Genomic DNA, 25015 nt, shown 5'->3' on the forward strand with positions numbered 1-25015 from the left:
CGTTAGCCGTCAGTCAACCGCTGGTGAATCTCCTCCAGTATGGCGGGGTCATCAATGGTCGAAGGCACCTGCAGCGCCTCACCATTAACCATTTGGCGCAAGGTTTTTCTCAATATTTTACCGGAGCGGGTCTTTGGCAACCGCTCGACGATCAATGACTGGTTAAAACAGGCCAACGCCCCAATCTGCTGGCGAACCGCCGCGACCAGTTCCGCCTTCAGAGCGTCTTCATCGCCGACAAAACCATCTTTCAGCACCACCATGGCCAGCGGCAATTCGCCTTTCAGTTCATCCTGAACACCAAAAACTGCGCATTCCGCAACCGCCGGGTGCGCGGCGACAATCTCTTCCATCTCGCCGGTGGAAAGCCGGTGCCCGGCGACGTTGATTACATCGTCCAGACGCCCCATGACAAACAGATAACCCTCTTCATCGCGGTAACCGCCATCGCCTGAGAGGTAGTAACCCGGGTATTGGGCCAGGTAGCCCGAAATAAAACGGTCGCTGTCGCGCCAGATGGTCGGCAGGCAACCAGGCGGCATCGGCAATCGGATAGCCACGGCTCCCTGCTGGTTAGCGCCAGATGGATCACCATAAACATCGAGTATTTCGACCTGAAAGCCGGGTGTGGGCAAGGTCGCCGAACCGGCTTTAACTGGCATCTGTTCAATGCCCACCGGGTTGCAGGCAATGGCCCAACCCGTCTCGGTTTGCCACCAGTGGTCGAGTACCGGAAGGCCGGTTTTCTCTACCAGCCAGTCATAAGTAGGCGGGTCGAGACGCTCGCCCGCGAGAAAGAGTTTTTGCAAACTGGAGGTGTCGTACTGGGCCATCAACGCGGCTTCGGGGTCTTCTTTTCTGACCGCCCTAAAGGCTGTAGGGGCAGTAAACAGTGCTGCCACTTTATGGTCTGCGACCACCCGCCAGAATGCTCCGGCATCCGGCGTCTTTACTGGTTTGCCTTCATACAGCACCGTGGTGCAGCCGAATATCAGCGGCGCGTAGACGATGTAGGAATGTCCGACTACCCAGCCAACATCGGAAGCCGCCCAGAACACCTCACCCGGCGTCATGCCGTAGACAACTTCCATGCTGTAATGCATGGCCACGGCATGACCGCCGTTATCGCGCACGACGCCCTTTGGCTTACCGGTGGTTCCGGAGGTGTAGAGGACGTAGAGCGGGTCGGTGGCTTTTACCGGCACCGGCTCCGTCGGTTCAGCCATCGACAGGGCTTCGTCCCAGTCGAGGTCGCGCCCGATTTGCATCTGAGCGACGGCTTGCGGACGCTGCAGAATCAGCGTTGCTGCTGGCTTGTGGTGTGCTTCAGAGAGGGCGGCATCCAGAATCGGCTTGTATTCGATCACCCGGTTGACTTCAATGCCGCACGACGCGGAAATCACCACCGTCGGTTCGGCGTCATCGATGCGCACGGCCAGTTCATGGGCGGCAAAACCACCGAATACGACAGAATGCACAGCCCCAAGCCGGGCGCAGGCCAGCATGGCCATCACCGTTTCAGGCACCATGGGCATATAAATCACGACTCGATCGCCCTTGCCAACACCCAACCCACGCAATACCCCGGCTACCCGAGCCGTAGCATCGCGCAACTCCAGGTAGGTAAAACGGTTAACACTCCCGGTTACCGGTGAATCATAAATCAGGGCGAGTTGCTCCCCCCGGCCTGCGTCGATCTGCGCATCCAGCGCGAGATAGGCGGTATTGAGTTCGCCATCTGCAAACCAGCGATACAACCCCTCTTTATCGAGGCTGGAACCCTGTGTCGGTTCTTTATACCAGGCGACGCGTTTACTTTGCGCCAGCCAGAAGGCATCCGGGTCGGCCACACTGGCCTGGTATTCAGTAAAATAATCAAGAACAGCGGGCGTCTGGGACATGTGATCACCGTGTGGTTTTGGCGTTCGGGTTTCCTGCGAAAACTATGCGCTGATTAACGCCCCCGGCCCATTAGACATTGGGCGTAAAACAATCAGAGGTAACGTCGAGAAAAACGTTCGCACGCAAAGGCAATACACCGGATTATTGTCACATCTTGTGGACACTGCGACCCACATCGAAAGTCCCCGAACCCCGGCGATGGCCCGGTAAATTCTGTATGATCGGTCATCTTTATCGGCAGGCGAGCCAAACGCTACGCCTGCTGCACCGCCCAACAGACAGGTTTGCATGAAATCCACTCTTCAATTTTCCATTCTTCTGGCAGCCACCATGGCGTTGGGCCCGCTGGCCATTGACGCCTATTTGCCGGCTTTTCCGGTAATCGCCGATGATCTGGGCGTTAGCCAGAACCAGGTGTCACTGACGCTGAGTTTGTATGTGTTTGGCCTGGCGCTGGGCCTGATCATCGGCGGGCCGCTATCGGACCGTTACGGCCGGGCGCCGGTGTTACTGACCGGGCTTGGCATCTATGCCATCAGCGCGATTGCCATTGGCCAAAGTACCGACGTGCAATGGATGATCGTCTGGCGGCTGATTCAAGCCTTCGGTGGCGGCTGGATTGCCGTCAGCGTGCCCGCATTGGTGCGGGATACCGCCCGCGGGCGGGATGCGGCCCGGCTGTTTTCGCTGATTGCGCTGATCATGTTCATTGCGCCAGCCATTGCCCCCTCGCTCGGTTCGATTCTGCTGTGGATCGGCAGTTGGCCGCTGATTTTCTATTTCTTGTCGGTCTATGCCGTCGGTGTTGGGGTGTTGATGTGGTTCCGTCTGCTGCGCCATCAGCCACGCAAGACCGGAGCCAAAGAGCCGGTGTCGAAATTACTGACCAATTACCTGGCGGTGCTGCGCCACCCCATGGCCTGGCGGCACGTGGTGATTCAGTCGCTGGCATTCAGCACCGTCATGCTGTTCGTGACACACGCCTCCTTCATGTACCAGACCTGGTTTGGGCTGAACAATGCGCAATTTTCCATTGCGTTCGCCTCGGGCGTGGTCTGTATGGGCGTACTGGGTACGCTGAACCGGCGCTTGCTGCTTAGCTATTCGCCGGTGCTGCTGTTGAAAATTGCGCTGATCACTCAGGCCGGTGCCTTGTTGGTGATGAATCTGTTTCTGGGCATCAACAGCCAGAGCCTCTGGGCTTTCCTGCCGATGATGATACTGGTCGGCGGCACCATCGGCGCCATTGCCCCCAATAACCAATCGGCCTATCTCGAACACTTTGGCCGGCTCAGCGGCACCGCCAGCGCATTGATCGGCGCCTCCCAGTTCATTGTGGCCGGCACCGTCAGCACTGCCTCTACATGGATCGTCGATGGCTCCATTCAGCGCATTGCCCTGGCCATGTTCGTCTGCTCCCTGCTGGCCACCCTGAGTGGTCTGTCACTGGCCAACCACCCAGCCCATTCAGACGAGCCCGAAGCCTCCTGACACTCGGATTTCTGGGTTCGCTCTGTGGCTTTGGCCCGCGGCAGCCACCAGTGACGCTTTTGTGGGGTCGGCGTGAATCTGTCCATGGCGGTCCGACGTTTCGGGCCTAGACCGCAGGATACGAATCCCATCCATGGGATTCACCCTCCGGGCTCGCTTCGCTCATGCTAAAACGCTCCAGGCGTTTTAGTCCCTGCTGCGGACTTCCCCACAGAAGCATCACTGGTAGCTGCCACTCACACTGTGTATGCCCTAAACTCGGATAAACCCATTTGAAGCCCTCGCCCATTGCCATCAGACTGGCAGTACCCCTGGCAATCAGATGAGTTCGCTTCATGACCTGGCAAACCGCACAACTGACGCCCCCTGTCGATCGCATTGATCTTGGCATTGGCCAACCCGACCCGGCCCTGTTACCGGCAGACCTGTTTAACAAGACCAGCATTGACGCACCCGTTCTGGCCTATGGCACCGAAGCGGGCGACGAACGGTTTCGCCGTGCACTCGCTGCCTGGCTAAACCAGCGCCAGAGTCAGCCTGCAAGCCCCGATAACCTCATGGTGACTACGGGCTCCTCTAACGCGCTCGACATGATCTGCACCCGCTTCAGCCAACCCGGCGATACCGTTCTGGTGGAAGACCCAACCTATTTCATCGCCCGCAAACAACTGGCCGAGCACGGCCTCACCGCTGTTGCAGTACCCATGGATGAAGGCGGCGTCGATATTTTGGAACTGGCGGGACTGATAGAACAGCACAAGCCTGCCTTCTTTTACACGGTTCCGACCTTTCACAACCCAACCGGGACTACCCAAAGCGCTGAGCGCAGAGCGCAACTGGTCGCGCTCGCGCGCGATACCGCTTGCCCGGTGGTCGCCGATGAGGTTTATCAGTATCTGTATTACGCCAAGCCGCCGCCCGACCCACTGGCCAGCCTCGACGAGCGGGCACCGGTTTTGTCGATTGGCTCCTTTTCCAAACTGCTGGCGCCGGGCCTGCGCCTCGGCTGGATTCAGGGGCAACCGGAGATGCTGACCCGCCTGATTGGCAGCGCGCTGTTGTCGAGCGGCGGTGGCCTGGCGCCGGTGACGTCCAGCCTGGTCAGGCCTTTGCTGGAAGACGGACGATTCGATCAACACCTGGCACGGCTAACCGAGATTCATCGAAAGCGACTGGCAACACTGGTGCGGGGGCTTGAGGACAATCTGGGAGATCGGCTGGCGTGGAAGACGCCTGAAGGGGGGTATTTTATCTGGGCGCACTGGCGCAACGGAGCCAATACCGACGCCATGCTGCCCCGGGCCCATAAAGCGGGTGTGGGCTATCAGCCCGGGAGTAAATTTTCAGACTCGCCCGACCAGGCCAGTGCCATGCGGTTGTGCTTCGCCTTTTACGATGAAGCACAACTGACGGAGGCTTGTGTCAGGCTGAGCCAGCTCTGAGGGGTTCTGTCTAACCCACCTTTACAGCGGGCAGACTGCGCCGGTGCCCTTGAGGCCACAGTAGCCGTTCGGGTTTTTCAGCAAGTACTGCTGGTGGTAGGTCTCGGCAAAATAGAACGTCGGTTTTGGGCCGATCTCCGTGGTAATAGCGCCTTTACCCTGAGCTTGCAGCGCCTGTTCAAAGACGTTGCGTGTTTGTTCAGCCACCGCGAGCTGCTCGTTCGAGCCGTAAATTGCTGAGCGGTACTGGGTGCCGATGTCGTTGCCCTGGCGCATGCCCTGCGTTGGGTCGTGTGCCTCCCAGAACGACTTCAGCAAAGCAGCCAGCGATACCTGGCCCGGGTCGTACACGACCCGCACCGCCTCGGTATGACCGGTCAGGCCCGAGCAGACTTCTTCATAGGTTGGGTTCGGCGTGAGGCCGCCTGCGTAACCTACAGCCGTGTTACGGACGCCGGGCAAAGTCCAAAAATGGCGTTCGGCCCCCCAGAAGCACCCCATGGCGAGTATGATTTCCTCGCAACCTTCGGGTGTGTCACGCATGTCGATATCAAATACGGCATGTTGAAAGTCGACCGGCAACGGCGTTTCCCGTCCGGGCAGCGCCGCGCTGGCGGCGGGCAGTTCAGTGGATCTGGCCATGGAGCTCTCCTTAATGATTGCACCCTAAATGAGCGCCAACTATAGTGAATTCAATGGGGGCTGTTCGCCCATTTACTTTTAGCTGCCTCAGCCGATAACCGGAAAGGTCCTGTCATCTGGAGACTTTGATGTCTGACAACCATAGACGCTTTCAACGCATTGAATTCAATGCCCGCATCGAATTGCGCCTGGGTGACCCCGCCCAACCCGACCTCTACCCCGGTATCTTACGCGACATCAGCCTGAAAGGGGCTCTGGTGGTGCTCGGCGATACCGGCCATATTCCGGGCGTTGACGGCACCGGGCAACTTGTCGTCCAGCTGGACCAGAGCGACGTTGTGCTGACCATGGAGGTCGAAGTTTCCTATTATCACGCTGAACGCCATGCCTGTGGCTTGAACATACTGTCAATGGATGTCGACACTGCGTCCCACCTGCGTCGGCTGGTCGAAGTCAACCTGGGCGACGATGCGGCCCTGCAGCGGGAACTGAGCAATCTGATTGAAGTGATGGAAGCCGAACACGGCTGACAGTGTGAACTGATCCCTGTTTTTAGCCCCGCTACTGACAGCATTGCGTAATGTATAGCGATTTATCGTTTCGTTCGTTGAAGTTTACTCGCCTCTGTGACAATTTCTGCGCCGCTCGCTGTCTGATCCCAATACGCCAGGTTAATTACCCTGCCACCCAACCTGGCTGGCAGGGTACCTGTGGTTCGATCAGATGTAGACGGCATTACTCACACAGGGAGAATACCCATGATAAAACCCATCGCAATGGACTGGCGCCTGACTCTGGCCGCCACCCTCATCACTGGCGTCACGCTGGCCGGTTGTTCACAGGGCCCGGAAGACACGACGTCTCAATCGTCAACCAGCGAACCAGCCGAATCGTCGCAAAGCCAGGCTTCCTCCGGTAAGGCCCACCCGGTTACCGGTGAAACACTGGCCGAGGAGCAAGTGTTTACTTACCGCGCGCTCGATGAATCATCGTCTCTGGATCCTCAGTTGGTCGAAGATGTCGATGGCTCTTACATCGTACGGGATTTGTTTGAGGGCCTGCTCAACTCCAATGAGCAAGGCGAATTGATTCCGGGTGTTGCCGAACGCTACGAGACCGAAGACAACCAGACCTGGACGTTCCACCTGCGCGATAACGCACAGTGGTCCGACGGCGAGCCCGTCACCGCGAACGACTTCGTCTACGCCTGGCGTCGCGCTGTCGACCCGGACCTGGCATCACCCTATGCCTGGTACATGAGCCTGATGGCGCTGGAAAACGTTGAAGCCATTCTCGAAGGCGAGCTACCCCCTTCTGAGCTGGGCGTAGAAGCAATTGACGAATACACCTTGCGGGTCAGTCTCAGCCGGCCTCTGCCTTATTTCGCACAAATGGTCGTTCACGGCACGACCTTTCCCGCCCCGCAATGGGTCATCGAGGAACACGGTGATGACTGGACCAAACCCGGCAATCTGGTCGGCAATGGTGCCTTCGTACTGACTGAGCATGTGGTCAACGAGCGGCTGGTGCGCGAACGCAACGAACGCTACTGGGACAACGAAAACAACCTGATGGACCGCGTCGTCACCCTGGTCATCAACGATGAAAACCAGGCTCTGAACCGCTACGATGCAGGCGAGCTCGATAAAACCGACGTTCCGGCAGGCCAGTATCCGCGTCTTGAGTCCGAGCTCCCGGATGAAGCCCACGTCTTCCCGCAGCTGTGCAACTACTACTACATATTCAATAACGAAGTGGAGCCGTTCGATGATCCGCGCGTGCGCCAGGCTCTGTCTTACGCCATCGACCGTAATGTCATTGTCAACAATGTCTTGCAGGGCGGCCAATACCCGGCCTACACCTTTACCCCGGCACTGACCGCTGGCTTTACCACGCCCGATGTGGAATGGGGCCAGTGGACTCAGGAAGAGCGGGATGCCCGTGCCGTTGAGTTGCTGGCAGAAGCCGGTTACGGTCCGGAAAACCCGCTGGAAACCAGCTTGCTGTACAACACCGATGAAGCCCACCGTAAAGTGGCCATCGCCGTCAGCAGCATGTGGCAGGAAAAGCTGGGCGTAACCGCCACTCTGGAAAACCAGGAATGGACCACCTTCCTGACCACGCGCAGCGAAGGCGATTTCGACATTGCCCGGGGCGCCTGGTGTGGCGATTACAACGAAGCGTCCACTTTCCTCGACCTGATGCAATCGGACTCGGGCTACAACGATGCGGCCTATGCATCGGAAGAATACGACCGGTTAGCGGCCGAAGCCCAGACCGAACTGGACCCGGGCGCTCAATATACCGCCATGGAAGAACTGATTGCCGCGGACATGCCCAACGCACCGGTTTACCACTACACCGAGGTAATCATGCTCAAGCCGGATGTCAAAGGCTGGCCCTTCGATGATATTCAGCAAAACATCTATAGCCGCAACCTCTATAAAGTGGCCAACTAAGTCCTAACGCGCCAACTGGTTACGCGCCGGGGCCCAGCCCCGGCTTTCTACCTTTTCAAACTCTGTTTCTAACTTCGTTCAACAGCCTGGAACTGCATAACCCAGCGTCGATAAACCCCCTTCACAACGGTCATTCCCAAGGCTGTGTCACAGATTCGCCAGTAAAGTGAACCATACAGTCATTTTTTTTGGCGCACTGATTGATGTTTGTTGCAGGATGTGAAAGTTTACATGCCTTGTTTCGCATTAGGGAGGCTCTGAACAATTCACGCAGAGCCTCCCTGGGCTAAGGCCTGGAAACAGACACTGTTGTGAGCTATCCCTACCCGGGCACTGGCTTGTCATATGTCATCTACTAAAAAATAGAATGATTCATAAGAGGGTTAATCATGAAAACTCTGCACAAAACGCTGGCAGCAGCGCTGGTTTCAGCATCGCTGGCAGGCACTCCCGTACTCGCTGAAGACACCCACCCGGTTACCGGTGAACAACTGGCCGATGAGCAAGTATTCACTTACCGCGCACTGGACGAGTCCTCCTCCCTGGACCCGCAGGTCGTTGAAGACGTCGATGGCTCTTACATTGTTCGCGACCTCTTTGAAGGCCTGCTGAACTCCGACTCTGAAGGCAACATCGTACCGGGCGTCGCCGAGCGCTGGGAAACCGACGACAACCAGACCTGGACCTTCTACCTGCGTGATGACGCCAAATGGTCCGACGGCGAGCCGGTCACTGCGAACGACTTCGTCTACGCCTGGCGTCGCGCCGTAGACCCTGAGCTGGCCTCTCCCTATGCCTGGTACATGAGCCTGATGGCACTCGAAAACGTCGATGCCGTGCTCGAAGGCGAGATGGAAGACACCACCCTGGGTGTCGAAGCGATCGATGACCATACCCTGAAAGTCAGCCTGACCCGCCCCATGCCCTACTTTGACCAGATGGTCACCCACGCCACCACTTTCCCATCACCTCAATGGGTGATTGAAGAGCACGGTGACGACTGGACCAAGCCCGGCAACCTGGTCGGCAACGGTGCTTTCGTGCTGACCGAGCACGTTATCAACGAGCGTCTGGTGCGTGAACGCAACGAGATGTACTGGGACAACGAAAACAACCTGATGGACAAGGTGGTCACCCTGGTCATCAACGATGAAAACCAGGCCCTGAACCGTTACGACGCCGGCGAGCTGGACAAGACCGACATTCCTGCGGGCCAGTACCCCGCTCAGGAAGCCGAACGTCCGGATGAAGCCCACGTTTTCCCGCGTCTGTGTAACTACTACTACTCGTTCAACAACGAAGTCGCTCCGTTCGACGATGCCCGTGTTCGCAAGGCGTTGTCCTACGCCATCGACCGCAACGTCGTTGTCGACAACGTACTGCAAGGTGGCCAGTTCCCGGCTTACACCTTTACTCCGGCTCTGACCGCAGGCTTCACCACGCCGGATCTTGAGTGGGGCGAGTGGACTCAGGCCCAGCGTGACGAGCGCGCCCGGGAACTGCTGGCGGAAGCGGGTTACGGCCCCGACAACCCACTGCGCACCACTCTGCTGTACAACACCGATGAAGCTCACCGTAAAGTCGCCATTGCCGTCACCGCCATGTGGAAGCAAAAGCTTGGCGTAGAAGCCACACTGGAGAACCAGGAGTGGACCACCTTCCTGACAACCCGCAGCGAAGGCAATTATGAAATTGCCCGGGGCGCCTGGTGTGGTGACTACAACGAAGCCTCTACCTTCCTCGACCTGATGCAGTCTGGCTCTGGCTACAACGATGCCAACTACAACTCGGCCGAGTACGATCGCCTGGCTGCCGAAGCCCAAACCATGTCTGACCCAAGCGCCAACTACACCAAGATGGAAGAATTGGCCGCAGAAGACATGCCTAATGCACCGGTTTACCACTACACCGGCATTATCATGGTCAAACCTGACCTGAAAGGCTGGCCTTATGAAGATGTTCAGCAGAACATCTACAGCCGTAATCTGTACAAAGTCGAGCAATAATCGGCACCTAACGTACAGAAAAACAGCGGCCTTCGGGCCGCTGACTATTGAGAACACCCTCCTGTTCACTGAAACAATCCGCTGCTTCTCTTTTGTTTTCAAAGGTTTACGGTTTGTTACCGAATAAAGTCCGGATTGTGTTCCGGCTTGTCCGTCAGGTTGGGTAGAATCGCCGGTCTTCTTTTTGCAGGCATCTTCACTATGTTCAATTTCGTGCTCCGCCGAATCGCTGTCGCGATACCGACCCTGCTCATTCTGGTCTCTATTTCATTCTTTTTGATGTTTTCCGCCCCCGGTGGTCCGTTCACCTCTGAACGCCCCATCCCACAGGCCGTCATGGAAAACATTGAAGCCAAATACAATCTCGACAAACCGGTCTACCAGCAACTGGGGATCTACATCTGGAACATCGTGACCGATTTCGATTTTGGGCCCTCATTCCGGTACCAGGACAGAACCGTTCTCGATCTGATTGAGAGTGGCTTCCCGGTCACCCTGACCTACGGTTTCTGGGCCTTTGTGTTTGCAGTCACCATTGGTGTTGGGCTCGGCGTTATCGCCGCACTGAAGCACAACACCGCCGCTGACTACACCGCCGTCAGCGTTGCCATTGTCGGCCAGGTACTGCCCAACTTTGTCATGGCGCCGATACTGGTCCTTATCTTCGTTCTCTGGCTCGGTTGGTTGCCGGGCGGCGGTTGGCAGGGCGGCCAGATCGAATACATCATTTTGCCCGCCATTGCATTGGGCACCAGCTTCCTGGCCAGCATTGCCCGGATCACCCGATCCAGCATGCTCGAGGTACTGAACTCGAACTACATTCGCACCGCCCGCGCCAAAGGCCTGCCGTTCCGCTACATCGTCTGGCGTCATGCGCTGAAGCCGGCCATGTTGCCCGTCGTGTCCTATCTTGGCCCGGCTTTCGTGGGCATGATCACCGGCTCGGTCATCATCGATTCCTACTTCACCACCGGTGGCATCGGCGTGCATTTCATCAACGGCGCCCTCAACCGGGATTACGCCGTCATCATGGGGTTCACCATTCTGCTTGGCACCCTGACCATCGTTTTTAACATGCTGGTCGACATTCTTTACGCCTGGATTGACCCCAAGATTCGTTACTAAGGTTCACCATCATGCTGACGCACAAGAAAACCAACGTAGAAGAACTGGCTGAAAACCTCGGCAATCAGACCCCCGTGGGGCGCAGCCTCTGGCGCGATGCCATGCACCGTTTTTCCCGGAACAAGGCTGCCATGGCCGGCCTCGTTGTCATGCTGCTGATTGTCCTGTTCGCCGCCATCGGCCCGTTTGTCGCCGCCTGGCATTACTCGGACATCGACTGGGGGCTGATGGGCAACGCTGCCAGCGCTGGCCAGCCTTCCATTGAAAACGGCCATTATTTCGGTGTAGACGACCTGGGCCGGGACTTGTTTGCCCGAACCGTCCAGGGCAGCCAGATTTCCCTGCTGGTCGGCACCATCGGTGCTCTGATTGCCGTGGTTATTGGAACGCTTTACGGCGCTACAGCCGGCTACTTCGGTGGCCGAATTGACAGCATCATGATGCGCACGGTCGACATTCTGATGTCGATTCCTTACATGCTCTTCCTGATTCTGCTGCTGGTGATGTTCGGTCGTTCCATACTGCTGATCTTCATTGGCATTGGCGCCATTTCCTGGCTGGAGATGGCCCGGATCGTTCGCGGCCAGACCCTGTCGATCAAAAACAAGGAATACATTGAAGCCGCCGTTGCGTCCGGGGTAAGACCCTTCAAGATCGTTCTGCGTCACGTTGTACCCAACTTGCTGGGCGTGGTCATTGTGTACGCGACACTGCTGGTTCCGCAGATGATTCTGACCGAATCGTTCATCTCCTTCCTCGGCCTCGGTGTGCAAGAGCCACAAACCTCCTGGGGCGCGCTGATCAATGACGGTGCCGGTACGATGCGTTATGGCACACTCTGGCAACTGATGTTCCCACTCGGTTTCTTCATCGCCACCCTATTAAGCTTTTTCTTTGTCGGTGACGGCCTGCGCGACGCGCTAGACCCGAAAGACCGTTGAGACACAGGAGCCACTGAATCATGAGTTTATTATCAGTCAATGACCTGGGCGTCAGCTTCGACACGCTCGACGGCCAGGTGAACGCCGTCAACGGCGTCAGTTTCGATTTGGCCAAGGGCGAAACCCTGGCCATTGTCGGGGAGTCCGGTTCCGGTAAAAGCCAGACGGCGTTTTCCATCATGGGCCTGCTGGCCCGCAACGGCCACGCCAGCGGCAGCGTCAAATTCGACGGCATTGAGATCCTGAACCTGCCCGAACAGGGCATGAATCGCATTCGTGCCGATAAAATCGGCATGATCTTTCAGGACCCGATGACGTCACTGAACCCCTTTATGAAAGTCAGCAACCAGATGACCGAAGTGCTGATGCATCATAAAGGCATGTCCCGCAAAGATGCCCTCGAAGAATCCGTTAACATGCTCGATGCGGTGCGCATTCCCGAAGCCCGAAACCGCATTCACATGTACCCGCACGAATTCTCCGGTGGCATGCGCCAGCGCGTCATGATCGCCATGTCGCTGCTGCTGCGCCCGCAATTACTGATCGCCGATGAACCGACCACGGCACTGGATGTCACCGTTCAGGCACAGATCATGACGTTGCTCAGAGACCTTCAAGCCGAGTTCAACACCGCCATTATTCTGATCACCCACGACCTGGGTGTGGTCGCCGGGTCCTGCGAAAACACACTGGTGATGTATGGCGGTCGAGTCATGGAATACGGCAGCACCGAAGCCCTGTTCGAGAACCCGAGCCACCCATACACCAAAGGCTTGTTGCGCGCCATCCCAAGGCTCGACCAGGACGGCGAAGAGTTGCTGACCATCCCCGGCAACCCGCCTAACATGCTCAAGTTGCCGCAAGGCTGTCCGTTCCAGCCACGATGCAGTTATGCCCATGATCGCTGCATTACCGAGGAACCGGCCCTCACCACCAACAACAGCCTGCAGCGTGAACGCGCCTGCCATGCCGATCCGGAGGCCCTGGTATGACCGAGCACACCCAAGCTGACCACCCAAACACCATTGCCACTGACGATTCGCGCAAAAAGCTGTTGTCGGTGCGTGACCTTAAAGTCTATTTCGACATCTTCCCCAAAGGGGCGATGCCGTGGACCAAGCCCCGTAAGCTGAAAGCCGTCAACGGCGTCAGTTTTGATCTGTACGAAGGCGAAACGCTGGGCGTGGTTGGCGAGTCCGGTTGCGGTAAGTCGACCCTGGCGCGGGCGGTCATCCGCATGCTGCCGGTTGAAGGCGGTGAAGTCGTCTGGCTGGGGCAGGACCTGGCGCCGCTCAAAGACAAAGCCATGCGCAATCATCGCAAAGACATCCAGATGATCTTTCAGGATCCGCTGGCGTCATTAAACCCGCGCATGACCATCGGCCAGATCATTGCCGAGCCTCTGCAAACCCACTATCCGGAACTGGGCAAAGCGGAGGTGAAAGAACGCGTCGCCGAGATGATGAAAACCGTCGGCTTGTTGCCCAACCAGATCAACCGTTACCCGCATGAATTCTCGGGCGGCCAGTGTCAGCGCATCGGCATCGCCCGGGCACTGGTGCTCAAACCCAAAATGATCATCTGCGACGAACCGGTCTCCGCGCTCGACGTATCGATTCAGGCTCAGGTTATTAACCTGCTGATGTCGCTGCAGAAAAAAATGGGACTGTCTCTGATCTTCATCGCCCACGACCTGAGTGTGGTCAAGCACATCTCCACGCGCATCATGGTGCTCTACCTGGGCAATGTCATGGAAGTGGCCGACTCAGCGGACATTTACCGGCAGCCACGCCACCCCTACACCCAGGCACTGATTTCAGCGGTCCCGATCCCAGACCCGAAAATCGAGCGCAACAAAGAAGTGATTCTGATCGAGGGCGACTTGCCCAGCCCGATCAACCCGCCTTCAGGCTGCGTTTTTCGCACGCGTTGCCCGAAAGCCGACGCCAAATGCGCCGAGCATAAGCCGGAGCTGGTTTACGCACAGGGTACGCATCAAGTGGCCTGTCACTATCACGACTGACCCGTGATCAAACACCCGGCTCTGGCCGGGTGACGCTTACGCAACAATCCATTGGCAATATTGCACTGTCCACAACCGCTCCTTTGGTTACAATCCCAGGAATAGTATTCCGCCACATAACCAGTGGTGGCTGCCGGTTGCGCTTACCCCGTGGGAGTCTGAGGCCTGGATGCCGAAGCCTAGGCCCCATGGATGGGTTGAATGGGCGGTATCCCGCCCGACCCCGGATGAGCGCACCCGGTGGCCACCACGAACCACAGGACACACCCATGCCCGAGTATCGCTCCAGAACCACCACCGCCGGCCGCAACATGGCAGGCGCACGCGCCCTCTGGCGCGCCACCGGTATGAAAGACGACGACTTTCAGAAGCCCATCATCGCCGTGGCCAACAGTTTCACCCAGTTCGTACCGGGCCACGTTCACTTGAAAGACATGGGTCAGCTGGTCGCGCGGGAAATCGAAAAAGCCGGCGGGGTTGCCAAAGAATTCAACACCATCGCGGTCGATGACGGCATCGCTATGGGCCACGACGGTATGTTGTACAGCCTGCCCTCGCGCGAGATCATCGCCGATTCGGTGGAGTACATGGTCAACGCCCACTGTGCCGACGCCCTGGTGTGTATTTCCAACTGCGACAAAATCACCCCGGGAATGCTGAACGCGGCCATGCGTCTGAACATTCCGGTCATCTTTGTCTCGGGCGGCCCAATGGAAGCCGGTAAAACCAAGCTGGCCGATCACGGTCTGGATCTGGTCGACGCCATGGTCATCGCCGCTGACGACAGCGCCGACGACGAGACTGTCGCCGAATACGAACGCAGCGCCTGCCCGACCTGCGGCTCGTGCTCCGGCATGTTCACCGCCAACTCCATGAACTGCCTGACCGAAGCCATTGGTCTTTCGCTGCCCGGTAATGGCAGCACCCTGGCCACGCATTCCGACCGCCGCCGTCTGTTTGAAGAGGCAGGCCACCGCATCGTCGAGATTGCCAAGCGCTACTACGAAGGCGAAGACGAGTCGGTATTGCCCCGCAACATCGCCAACGTTCAGGCGTTCGAAAATGCCATGGCACTCGACATTGCCATGGGGGGTTCAACCAACACCATTTTGCACCTGCTGGCAGCCGCTCAGGAAGGCGAGATCGACTTCTCGCTGAAAGACATCGACCGGCTCTCGCGTCAGATTCCTCAACTGTGCAAAGTGGCGCCAAACAACCCGAACTACCACATGGAAGACGTGCACAGGGCGGGTGGCGTCTACGGCATTCTCGGCGAGCTGGACCGTGCCGGTTTACTGCACTCGCAGTTGCCGACCATCCATTCCAAAACCATGGCCGATGCCCTGAACCAGTGGGACATCATGCGCACCGACGATTCGGCGGTTAAGCAGTTCTTCCGCGCGGGCCCTGCGGGCATCCCCACCCAGGAAGCCTTCAGCCAATCCACCCGCTGGCCAACGCTCGATGGCGACCGCCAGAAGGGCTGCATTCGCAGTGCGGAAAACGCGTACAGCCAGGAAGGCGGCCTTGCCGTGTTGTACGGCAACATCGCCGAAGATGGTTGCGTCGTTAAAACCGCAGGCGTCGATGAAAGCATTCTGACCTTCACTGGCAAAGCCCGCATTTTCGAAAGCCAGGATTCAGCCGTCGCTGGCATTCTTGACGACCAAATCAAGGCCGGTGACGTCGTAATCATCCGGTACGAAGGCCCCAAAGGTGGTCCGGGCATGCAGGAAATGCTGTATCCGACCAGTTATCTGAAATCCAAAGGGTTGGGCAAAGACTGCGCCCTGCTGACCGACGGTCGTTTCTCGGGCGGCACCAGCGGCCTGTCGATTGGCCACGCGTCGCCCGAAGCCGCCGCTGGAGGCGCCATTGCGCTGATTCAGGACGGTGACGACATCGTCATCGACATTCCCAACCGCTCCATCAACGTCGACGTGTCCGATGCCGTTCTGGCCGAACGCCGCGCCGAGATGGCAAACAAGGGAGCCCAGGCCTGGAAACCGGCCGCACCGCGCAAGCGCAAAGTCACCGCCGCCCTGAAAGCTTACGCCATGCTGGCGACCAGCGCCGACAAAGGCGCGGTGCGCAACCTGGACATGCTGGAAGACTAGCAAACGTTCAGCCGCAGCCTGAAAAACGCCGGCAAGCGCAACGCTTCTGCCGGCGTTTTTTGCTTAAACGACCACCAAAACCACGAAAAGACGCTTAACAAAACACCGACATTCCATCAACTGCGTATCATGAACGGCTGCAACACGACTCGACACCGAACCGGAGTAAATGAATGCATTGCGACGCGAGCTGGTTTCAACACCAGGTTCTCGACTGGTATGACCACTACGGGCGTAAAACACTGCCGTGGCAACAGGCCAAAACGCCGTATCGGGTGTGGATTTCCGAGATCATGCTGCAGCAAACGCAGGTGGCCACCGTCATCCCGTATTATGAACGTTTCATGGAACGCTTTCCGACCGTCGAAGCCCTGGCCGATGCCCCACAAGACGAAGTCCTGCACCACTGGACCGGCCTCGGCTACTACGCCCGTGCCCGCAACCTGCACAAAGCCGCACAAACACTGGTGAAACAGCACAATGGCCAGTTTCCCGAAACGGTAGAGAGCGTCAGCGAACTGCCGGGCATTGGCCGATCCACCGCGGGGGCGATTCTCAGCCTGAGCCGGGGCACCTACGCCCCCATACTCGATGGCAACGTCAAACGGGTACTGAGCCGCTTCTTTGCCCTCGAAGGCTGGCCCGCCACCACCGCCAACCTGAAACAGCTGTGGGAATGGGCCGAGCAACTGACCCCCGAAACACGCGTCACCGACTTCAACCAGGTGATGATGGACCTGGGTGCCATGGTCTGCACCCGCAGCAAACCGACCTGCGATACCTGCCCGCTGCAAGCGAAATGCAAAGCCTACCAGCAAGGCCGCACCGCTGAGCTGCCCGCCAAAAAGCCGAAGAAAGACAAACCCACCCGAGACACCTGGTTGCTAATTCTGAGCGCACCCAACGGTGAGATCTACCTGGAAAAACGCCCCCAAAGCGGCATCTGGGGCGGTTTGCACAGTTTCCCTCAGTTCGAAAGCCGGGATCAGGCCGAGCAACACCTGGCGCTGGCCGGCCTGATGCCGGATATCGAAGACTGGGCACCCTTTCGACACACCTTCAGCCACTACCACCTCAACATTCACCCACTGTTCGTACCCCTGACCAGCATCCCGAATAGCGTGCACGAGGCTGCGAGCAATGCCGGCCTCTGGTACCATCCCGGCATCGCCAGCCAGGTTGGCCTCAGCGCCCCGGTGAAAGCCTTGCTGGGTCGGTTGTTCTGAACCAGCAACACTCAGCGTCGAACCTCGAACGAAGGACACCCAATGACCCGTACCGTACATTGCCGCAAATACGATCAGGAACTCGAAGGCCTGGAGAAAGCCCCCTACCCCGGCCCCAAAGGCCAGGACATCTACGACAACGTGTCCAAACAAGCCTGGGAAGAGTGGCAAGCCCACCAAACGCGCCTGATCAACGAAAAGCACCTCACCATGACCGACCCGGCCGCGCGCAAATACCTGATGGAGCAGATGGACCGATTCCTCAGCGGGCAAGACTATGACCAGGCCGAAGGCTACGTACCAGAGTGACCCGCAGCCAGCTCGCACTGCGCTGTTCATAATCTAGCCAAAACCCGGGAATCTTTAAAAAAATCAAAGATTTAAACCAAAAAAGGTTGACGCCAAAACGGAAAATTCGTTTAATACGCCTCGTTCGAGACGCACGGCACGCCGAGCACCACGAACATGCCCAGATAGCTCAGTCGGTAGAGCAGGGGACTGAAAATCCCCGTGTCGGTGGTTCGATTCCGCCTCTGGGCACCATCAAGATTTAGCAGAGAAGCCTGGCCTATGCCGGGCTTTTTTGTGCGCGGTTGCAATGGAATCGAACCGCTTTTTACCTCTGGTTCGATAGATGATCGCCATCCATGGCGATCACCCTGCGGGCGGCTTCGCCGTCCAGCCCTGCTCCCGGCAGTGCTGTCCGCCTCTGGGCACCATCAAGATTTATCAGAGAAGCCTGGCTTACGCCGGGCTTTTTTGTGGGTGGTAAAAAGGGATCGAACTGCGTGCTGTGTATGGAATCGCTCTTCCGGCGGTTCTCTTTTTGGTAGCTTAGCCGCCCTACCCTAGCCACTTTCGGACACCAACCCATATCATCATCAAAAACTATTAGAAAATAGCTAGTGATAGCTACCTAGTGTGGGCGTCTCGATAGGATCTAGCTGGTTTGATGCATTTCAACGCGGGCTCCAGGAAGCCCCGCTTGAAATTCGACAACGGCGCAATGATCTCCAATTATTGATCACGGTCGTTATGCTGTACCCGCTGGCAACGCTGTTGTGTGTGAACCCCTGCAAACCGGAATTGAAAGAACAACTGGAGTTCATCTTGCAGTCGGCCTACGAGCATGGGCTGGTGCAATCCATTATTGACCAGAATGCCGATGCAGCCCCTGCCATCGATCGACTGGCCGACCCTTCTGTCAGAATAATCGCGTTGAAGAACACAGACATGAGCAATGCCTTTGTCACCATGATCAATGCGTACTGGCTACCTGAAATCAGACAGCACCGTAGCCACCAGACCTCCCCCGCCCCTTAACCTCTGGGTGTTTGGTCAACCCGCTGAATGCACCAAGGCGATAACGATTTCCCGTCCGCACCAGCCAACCCTACCTCAATAACACGGCCATTCAACTTGCACCGTGGTACGCTCTTAGCATAGACTTGATAATTATTATCATTACCAATAGCATCATTGATACGATGCAACCACACAAGGAACCCAGCATGAGCCCCACTCAGCCTCTGGCAATCGCCACGGCACTTGCCAGCCTGTATCTGGCGGGATGCAGCACTCTCACAGGGACAGCACACACACCCGCAACCCCCGAAACGGTCGTCAGCCATTATGCAGACCTCGCCCTGGCGACCTATCAGGATGCGCTGACCACCGCACAGCGGTTGGATATAGCGGTCGATGCCCTGCTCGACAACCCGACCGAACAAACCCTGGCCACCGCGAAACAAGCCTGGCTTGCCTCGCGGATACCCTACCAGCAAAGTGAAGTGTTCCGTTTCGGCAATGCGGTCGTCGATGACTGGGAAGGCCAACTCAACGCCTGGCCGTTGGACGAAGGCCTCATCGACTACGTCGACACCACGAACTACCAATATGAATTGGGCAACGAAGGGGCATCCGCCAACCTGGTCGCCAACAGCCGGTTAACGGTCGGTGGCGAGGCGCTGACGGTCAATACCTTCACCCCCCAGGTGCTGGCCGACCTGAACGAAATTGGTGGCTCTGAAGCGAACGTTGCCACGGGTTACCACGCCATCGAGTTTTTGCTCTGGGGTCAGGATCTTAACGGGTTCGACGCTGGTAACGGCAACCGCCCGGCCACCGATTATGCCACTGGTGCCGAGTGCACGAACGGCCATTGCGATCGCCGTCGGGCCTATCTCGATGCCGCGACAGACTTGTTGGTCGACGACCTGGAATGGATGACAGACCAGTGGTCACCGAACATCGCCGGCAATTATCGCGCCTCGCTGGTCGCGGACGAGGCATCCACCGGTCTGCAAAAAATGCTGTTTGGTATGGGCTCACTGTCTTTGGGTGAACTGGCGGGCGAGCGCATGAAGGTGGCACTCGAAGCGAACTCACCGGAAGACGAGCACGATTGTTTCAGTGACAACACCCATAACTCGCATTATTACAACGGTCTGGGCGTCGTCAATGTCTATACGGGCACCTATCAGACGATCGATGGCAAGCTCGTTGAAGGCCCGTCATTGTCAGACCTGGTCGCGGCCGATCAACCTGAGCTGGATGCGACATTGCGCCAACAACTTGAAACGTCCATGGCGGCATTGGGTGCCATTAAATCGGCCGCTGAAGCCCCATCGAACCCGATGGCTTTCGATCAAATGATTGAGCCCGGCAACCAGGCCGGAAGCACGCTGATCAATACCGCCATTCAGGGGTTGGTTGCGCAAACCTATTCTATCGAACAGGTCGCGCTGTCAGTCGGCGTGAATGATTTGCAGCCCGATGATGCGGGTCACACTTTCTAAAAAAAACAGCTGTCGTGTTAGCGGGGCTGGGGGTGGTTACACCCCCGGCCTTTTGTGGTTTTGTAACAACCGGGATTTTTCAGTGACCTTCCAATTCAAGACCCTGACCAGCCTGCTCCTTTCAAGCCTGCTCTCCATGCCTGCAGTGGCCAGTGATTCGCCGATACAAACCAATGCAGATTCAGGTGGGAGCGGCAGTGTTGCACAAACCGACCACAATGCGTTTTCCTTGCCCAATGCCGCCATGTCGATGACGCGTCGTCTGGATTTCAGCGTCGGCAACAGTTTTTTCCGCAACCCCTGGGTTCAGGCCCCGGCCAGCACCGAGGCCCGGGACGGGCTGGGGCCATTGTTCAACACCAACAGCTGCCAGGGCTGTCACATCAAAGACGGGCGTGGCCATCCACCACCGCCTGGCGACACTCCGGTATCCCTATTTTTGCGGTTGTCGATTCCCGCAGACCCGGCAACCGATCAGGATCGGCTGATCACTCAGGGGCTCATTCCAGAACCGGTCTATGGCGGCCAGCTTCAAACCGCTTCCCTGCCCGGCCTGACCCCGGAGGCTGATCTGCGCATCACCCACTCTGAAAAGACGGTTACCTTGCAAGATGGCACTCGCGTAACGCTGAGGCAGCCGCACTATCACATTGACAATTTGGCCTATGGTAAGTTGTCTGACGACCTGATGACGTCACCGCGGGTCGCCCCGCCGATGATCGGCCTGGGTTTATTGGCGGCCATACCGGAAGCCCGGCTGCGCGCATTGGCCGACCCGGACGACCGCGATCAAAACGGCATTTCCGGGCGTCTCAACCAGGTGTGGGACCGGGCCAACCAAAGCACCCGGGTTGGCCGCTTTGGTTGGAAAGCCGGCGAGCCCAGCGTGCTTCAGCAAAGCATGGGGGCGTTCGCGGGTGATATGGGCCTGACATCCACTTTGTTTCCCAACACCGACTGCACGCCTTCCCAGGGGTGCCTGGGCTTTATTGACGGTGGCTCGCCCGAGGTGTCGGATGACATCGCTCGCTTCATCGAGTTCTATGCCAGCAGCCTGGCCGTTCCCAAACGACGGTCCATGGACGACCCGGCCGTTCAGCGTGGGGCGCAACGCTTTAACGACGCTGGCTGTGCCGCCTGTCATACGCCCAACCATCAAACGGCACAGATTGAGCAGCGCCCCGAGCTAAGCAATCAGTCTATCTGGCCCTACTCGGATTTATTGCTGCACGACCTGGGTCCCGAATTGGCCGACAACCGGCCTGAGTTTCTCGCCACGGGTCAGGAATGGCGCACGCCACCCTTGTGGGGCATTGGCCTGGCACAGCACGTCAATCCTCTGGCCGGGTTCCTGCACGATGGCCGAGCCCGCACGCTGGAGGAAGCCATTTTATGGCATGGCGGCGAGGCCGAACCGGCTCGCAACGCCTATTCGTCATGGCCGTCTTCTGACCGGTCTGACCTCATTCGCTTCCTGGAGTCACTCTAATGCGGCACTCATTACGTCGGGCAGTCTTTCTCAGCGCCTTGCTGAGCGCACAGACCCTATCGGTCGCCATCGCCGAGCCGCAGGATTCGCCTGCAGAGCAAAACGCTCGCGCGCTCTGGCATGAGAACATTGCCATTGGCTACCAGGCTTTAGCGACATCGGCACAAGCGTTGAGTGATACGGCCACTCTCTATTGCGACGCACCAAGCGAGCACACCAGACAATCGCTTGAATCTCAGTGGCGCGAGGCTTTTTCCAACTGGCAAGCGGTTCGCTTTGTCGACTTCGGGCCCATTGAACTCGACAGCCGAGCCTGGCAATTGCAATTCTGGCCAGACCCAAAAAACCTGGTGGGCACCAAAGCCCGTCAATTGCTGTCAGCCGATGCACCGATAAATCGCCAGCGTGTTACCGATTCTGGCGTCGCCGCCGAAGGGTTCCCGATGCTTGAGTACCTGCTGTTTGATGCACCTTTCAATCAGACAGAACAGGCACTGCCCGGTGATCGTAGTTGCGCCCTACTAAAGACCACGGCAACGGTGGTAAAAGACAACGCCACAGACCTGTCTGCAGACTGGCAGGCGCTGGCCGAACACTACCAGGCAACCGACAGCTACACGGCCACGACCGTCCGTTCGGCCATGACCGCACTGGACATTCTGGTTCAGAAGCGGCTCGGCGAACCCATGGGGTTGGGCTCCTCACAACGACGGTTGGTTTACGCGGGTGATGCCTGGCGCAGTGGTCAGTCGCTGGCTGCGGCAGAAGCCTCATTATCGGGCTTGCAACGCTATTTTTTACCAGGCCTGATCCGGGAGCTGGAATACGCCGATCAGCGCGGCATCGGCAACGACCTGACTGACCAGTTTCAAGCAACGCTGGCACGGTTTGACGCCTTGCCCGATGACCTGGCGTCTGTCCTTGAAGACGATCAACGCTATGCACGCCTGCAAAATCTCTACATTTCTATGCAGCAACTCGAGCAAACGATGACTCTTCAGGCGGCAGTTGCCCTGGGCATTCGCCAGGGTTTCAATTCAAGCGATGGCGATTAATGGCTCAATGGAGAAGACCTCACCAACACGTTTACATCGGCGAGCACTGCTGACAGGCAGTGTTCATTGCCTGCTGGCATCTGGCCTGATGCCACTGAGCTGGGCTACTGCTTTGCCCGACGCCATTGCGGCGCTGGGTGCGGTTCGCCTCCCTGAGGGCGGCTACGCGTTAGCGGCAGTGAATCACCAGGCAGAAACCGTCTGGACCACACCTTTCGCTGCGCGTTGCCACGGTGGCTGCACCTCACCGGACGGCAAAGACGTGGTGTTGTTTGAAAGACGACCGGGGTGGTCTTTTCAGGTACTCGACAGTGCGACCGGTGAGATTCAGCAGTCGTGTTTACCGGACGCCGAAGAACATTTTTACGGCCATGGCGTGTTCAGCCCCGATGGCCGATTCCTGTATGCAACGGCCAGTCATTATGCATCGGGCCAGGGCCGGATCGCTGTTTTCGACGCCCATCAACATTACCGGCGGACAGACACCTGGGCACTCGACGGGATCGGCCCCCATCAACTTGAACTCAGCCCGGATGGTACTCAATTGATCGTCGCCCTCGGGGGCATACGAACCCATCCGGATTACGATCGCGTTAAACTGAATCTCGACAAAATGGACCCGGCGTTACTGTTTCTCGACCGCCTCACCGGGCAGGAACGGTCGCGCCATCGGCCTTCCGATTCACAACTGAGCTGTCGACACCTGGCCATTTCGAATAACGCCGTCACCTACGTGGCGTGCCAGTACCAGGGGCCCGAATGGCAACAGCCGCCGCTGATCGGCAAACACCATAACGGCGGCTGGACAGAAATAACGTTACCGGGTGACCTGCAATCCAGACTGAACCATTATCTCGCCAGCATCGCCGTGCAACCCGCGTCCGACATCGTTGTGGTTACCGCACCACGCGGTGGTTTGGTAGTGGTACTGGATGGCCGCAGCGGGCGCGTGATTCGCGGGATTGACCTGTACGATGCGGCCGGCGTTAAACCCACCGACGACGGTGGGTTCCTGGTCACCAGTGGTACCGGTGACTGTGTGTGGCTGGACCCGAATACGGACTACGCGATCGGTGCCCGGGGCATCTCTGCCTGGGCGTGGGATAATCACTTATTCTGAGCGTGCCGTGGTAGATCGACAAAGGTTTCACTAAACAGATGCACCACCCAGCGCTCAGTCACAGGCGCCGGTATTACCCGAACTTCAACTACTGAGTGGTGGGCCACTGCAACATACCCCCTCGAACATTCGCCACTTTGTCGTGACCCGCTTCTTTTAAAATGCTAATCGCCAAAGACGACCGTTTACCGGAGCGGCACAGAGTGACGACAGGTTTATCAGTTGGCACTTCACCAACGCGATCGCGCAACTGATCGAGCGGAATATGCAGTAGATTATCCAGCCCCTTCAACTCCGGCTCGACCGATTCGTTCTCGTCTCGCACGTCCAGAATCATGACGGAGGGCTGGTTCTGAATCACCCACTCGGGTTCCACTTCGGGGAAACCGGCGAGCGTCATGCGCAGGTCAGCCCAGTCCTGTTCTTCCGGGAGCTTGCCATCTTCCGGTTTGCCGGAACGCAGGTTGTTCGGTAAGGCTTCGTCGATTTTCTTCGGGTGTGGCAGCTGCATCGCGTTCATATAGCCGACAAAGTCATGCTCATTCGAATTGCCGCCGACGCGAGCGTTAAACTCTTTTTCCTCGGCGACCGATGTACAGGTCCGGCCGTTGTAGTCGTGTGCCGGGTAAATGGTGCAGTCGTCAGGCAAGGTGAAAATCTGCTCGTTGATCGACTGGTACAGCCTGGCGGGATCACCCTGCTGAAAATCACTGCGGCCACAGCCGCGAATCAACAGAGCGTCGCCGGTAAATGCCTTGCTTTTGTCTTCCAGCACATAGGTCATGCAACCGCTGGTATGGCCGGGTGTCGAGCGAGCCTGCAACGATAGGTTGGTCACGCCGAAGGACTGGCCGTCTTTAATCGGGATGTCTACGTTCTCGGCTTCTACCGCCTCTCCTGAGGCAATCAGACAGCCTGTCTTTTGCTTAAGTACCCAGGCAGCGGTGATATGATCGGCGTGGGCATGAGTATCAACCACCAGTTTCAGATCGAGCTTTAACTCCCGAACCAGTGCCAAATCGCGTTGCACCTGTTCGAAGACCGGGTCAATCAGCATCGCCTCGCGGGAATCTTCGTCGCCCAGCAGATAGGTGTAGGTCGATGAGGTCGCGTCATAAAGCTGTCTGAAGATCATAAAAGCTCCTGCGGCAGTGGCGGAAATATATTAGATATTCATAA

The 25015-nt window shown here is 57.7% G+C and carries 20 protein-coding genes and 1 tRNA gene; 18 read left to right on the forward strand and 3 right to left on the reverse strand.

From position 1 onward, the window contains the following. Positions 1-2: 2 nt before the first annotated feature. Positions 3-1901 (reverse strand): propionyl-CoA synthetase, encoded by a 1899-nt coding sequence (locus tag EP166_RS07245; protein WP_127556087.1) that lies wholly within the window; start codon positions 1899-1901, stop codon positions 3-5. A gap of 289 nt (positions 1902-2190) precedes the next feature. On the opposite strand from EP166_RS07245, the gene EP166_RS07250 reads away from it, so the two are divergent. Then, on the forward strand, positions 2191-3393 hold the full coding sequence (locus EP166_RS07250; RefSeq protein WP_127556088.1) for a multidrug effflux MFS transporter: 1203 nt from the start codon (positions 2191-2193) through the stop codon (positions 3391-3393). Positions 3394-3728: 335 nt separating this feature from the next. After that, entirely contained in the window at positions 3729-4835 is a 1107-nt protein-coding gene (locus EP166_RS07255) for an aminotransferase-like domain-containing protein (protein ID WP_127556089.1), read from the forward strand. A gap of 21 nt (positions 4836-4856) precedes the next feature. Here EP166_RS07255 and msrA read toward each other — a convergent pair whose 3' ends face one another. Beyond that, on the reverse strand, positions 4857-5477 hold the full coding sequence (gene msrA, locus EP166_RS07260) for a peptide-methionine (S)-S-oxide reductase MsrA (RefSeq protein WP_127556090.1): 621 nt from the start codon (positions 5475-5477) through the stop codon (positions 4857-4859). Between the two features lie 128 nt (positions 5478-5605). Between msrA and EP166_RS07265 the strand changes: the two genes are divergently transcribed. The 16 genes from EP166_RS07265 to EP166_RS07340 all read left to right on the forward strand — a co-directional run bounded on the left by EP166_RS07265 (position 5606) and on the right by EP166_RS07340 (position 23836). After that, on the forward strand, positions 5606-6007 hold the full coding sequence (locus EP166_RS07265) for a PilZ domain-containing protein (protein WP_127556091.1): 402 nt from the start codon (positions 5606-5608) through the stop codon (positions 6005-6007). Positions 6008-6235: 228 nt separating this feature from the next. Then, positions 6236-7936 carry a peptide ABC transporter substrate-binding protein gene (locus tag EP166_RS07270; protein ID WP_246026227.1) on the forward strand — a complete coding sequence of 567 codons (1701 nt, stop codon included), beginning with the start codon at positions 6236-6238 and terminating at the stop codon, positions 7934-7936. A 389-nt stretch (positions 7937-8325) separates the two neighbouring features. Beyond that, positions 8326-9942, forward strand: a complete 1617-nt coding sequence (locus EP166_RS07275; RefSeq protein ID WP_127556092.1) for a peptide ABC transporter substrate-binding protein — start codon at positions 8326-8328, stop codon at positions 9940-9942. A 201-nt stretch (positions 9943-10143) separates the two neighbouring features. Further along, positions 10144-11067: an oligopeptide ABC transporter permease OppB gene (gene oppB / locus EP166_RS07280; RefSeq protein ID WP_127556093.1), complete on the forward strand. Its 924-nt coding sequence runs from the start codon at positions 10144-10146 to the stop codon at positions 11065-11067. Between the two features lie 11 nt (positions 11068-11078). Continuing rightward, positions 11079-12008, forward strand: a complete 930-nt coding sequence (locus EP166_RS07285; protein ID WP_127556094.1) for an ABC transporter permease subunit — start codon at positions 11079-11081, stop codon at positions 12006-12008. A 20-nt stretch (positions 12009-12028) separates the two neighbouring features. Continuing rightward, entirely contained in the window at positions 12029-13000 is a 972-nt protein-coding gene (locus EP166_RS07290; RefSeq protein WP_127556095.1) for an oligopeptide/dipeptide ABC transporter ATP-binding protein, read from the forward strand. After that, a complete protein-coding gene (gene oppF, locus EP166_RS07295; protein WP_127556096.1) occupies positions 12997-14031 on the forward strand; it encodes a murein tripeptide/oligopeptide ABC transporter ATP binding protein OppF in 1035 nt (344 codons plus the stop codon). Before EP166_RS07290 ends, oppF begins: the two co-directional genes overlap by 4 nt. 269 nt (positions 14032-14300) lie before the next feature. Then, positions 14301-16148 (forward strand): dihydroxy-acid dehydratase, encoded by a 1848-nt coding sequence (gene ilvD / locus EP166_RS07300; RefSeq protein ID WP_127556097.1) that lies wholly within the window; start codon positions 14301-14303, stop codon positions 16146-16148. Positions 16149-16321: 173 nt separating this feature from the next. After that, a complete protein-coding gene (gene mutY / locus EP166_RS07305; protein WP_127556098.1) occupies positions 16322-17374 on the forward strand; it encodes an A/G-specific adenine glycosylase in 1053 nt (350 codons plus the stop codon). Positions 17375-17416: 42 nt separating this feature from the next. After that, positions 17417-17683 carry an oxidative damage protection protein gene (locus EP166_RS07310; protein ID WP_127556099.1) on the forward strand — a complete coding sequence of 89 codons (267 nt, stop codon included), beginning with the start codon at positions 17417-17419 and terminating at the stop codon, positions 17681-17683. Between the two features lie 158 nt (positions 17684-17841). Continuing rightward, positions 17842-17917 (forward strand) — tRNA-Phe (locus EP166_RS07315). A gap of 477 nt (positions 17918-18394) precedes the next feature. Beyond that, positions 18395-18697 (forward strand): hypothetical protein, encoded by a 303-nt coding sequence (locus EP166_RS07320; protein ID WP_127556100.1) that lies wholly within the window; start codon positions 18395-18397, stop codon positions 18695-18697. Positions 18698-18885: 188 nt separating this feature from the next. Further along, positions 18886-20172: an imelysin family protein gene (locus EP166_RS07325; protein WP_164743847.1), complete on the forward strand. Its 1287-nt coding sequence runs from the start codon at positions 18886-18888 to the stop codon at positions 20170-20172. A gap of 82 nt (positions 20173-20254) precedes the next feature. Further along, a complete protein-coding gene (locus EP166_RS07330; RefSeq protein WP_246026228.1) occupies positions 20255-21661 on the forward strand; it encodes a di-heme oxidoreductase family protein in 1407 nt (468 codons plus the stop codon). Further along, positions 21661-22716, forward strand: coding sequence for an imelysin family protein (locus EP166_RS07335; RefSeq protein ID WP_127556102.1), 1056 nt, complete (start codon positions 21661-21663; stop codon positions 22714-22716). Before EP166_RS07330 ends, EP166_RS07335 begins: the two co-directional genes overlap by 1 nt. An 88-nt stretch (positions 22717-22804) precedes the next feature. Beyond that, positions 22805-23836: a DUF1513 domain-containing protein gene (locus EP166_RS07340; protein WP_164743848.1), complete on the forward strand. Its 1032-nt coding sequence runs from the start codon at positions 22805-22807 to the stop codon at positions 23834-23836. A gap of 88 nt (positions 23837-23924) precedes the next feature. Here the strand turns inward: EP166_RS07340 and EP166_RS07345 are convergent, their stop codons facing one another. After that, the gene (locus EP166_RS07345; RefSeq protein ID WP_127556104.1) at positions 23925-24971 is read right to left on the reverse strand and encodes an MBL fold metallo-hydrolase; all 1047 of its coding nucleotides are present in this window, start codon (positions 24969-24971) and stop codon (positions 23925-23927) included. Positions 24972-25015 lie beyond the last annotated feature (44 nt).

The sequence above is a fragment of the Saccharospirillum alexandrii genome, from assembly GCF_004000275.1.
GTDB lineage: Bacteria > Pseudomonadota > Gammaproteobacteria > Pseudomonadales > Natronospirillaceae > Saccharospirillum > Saccharospirillum alexandrii.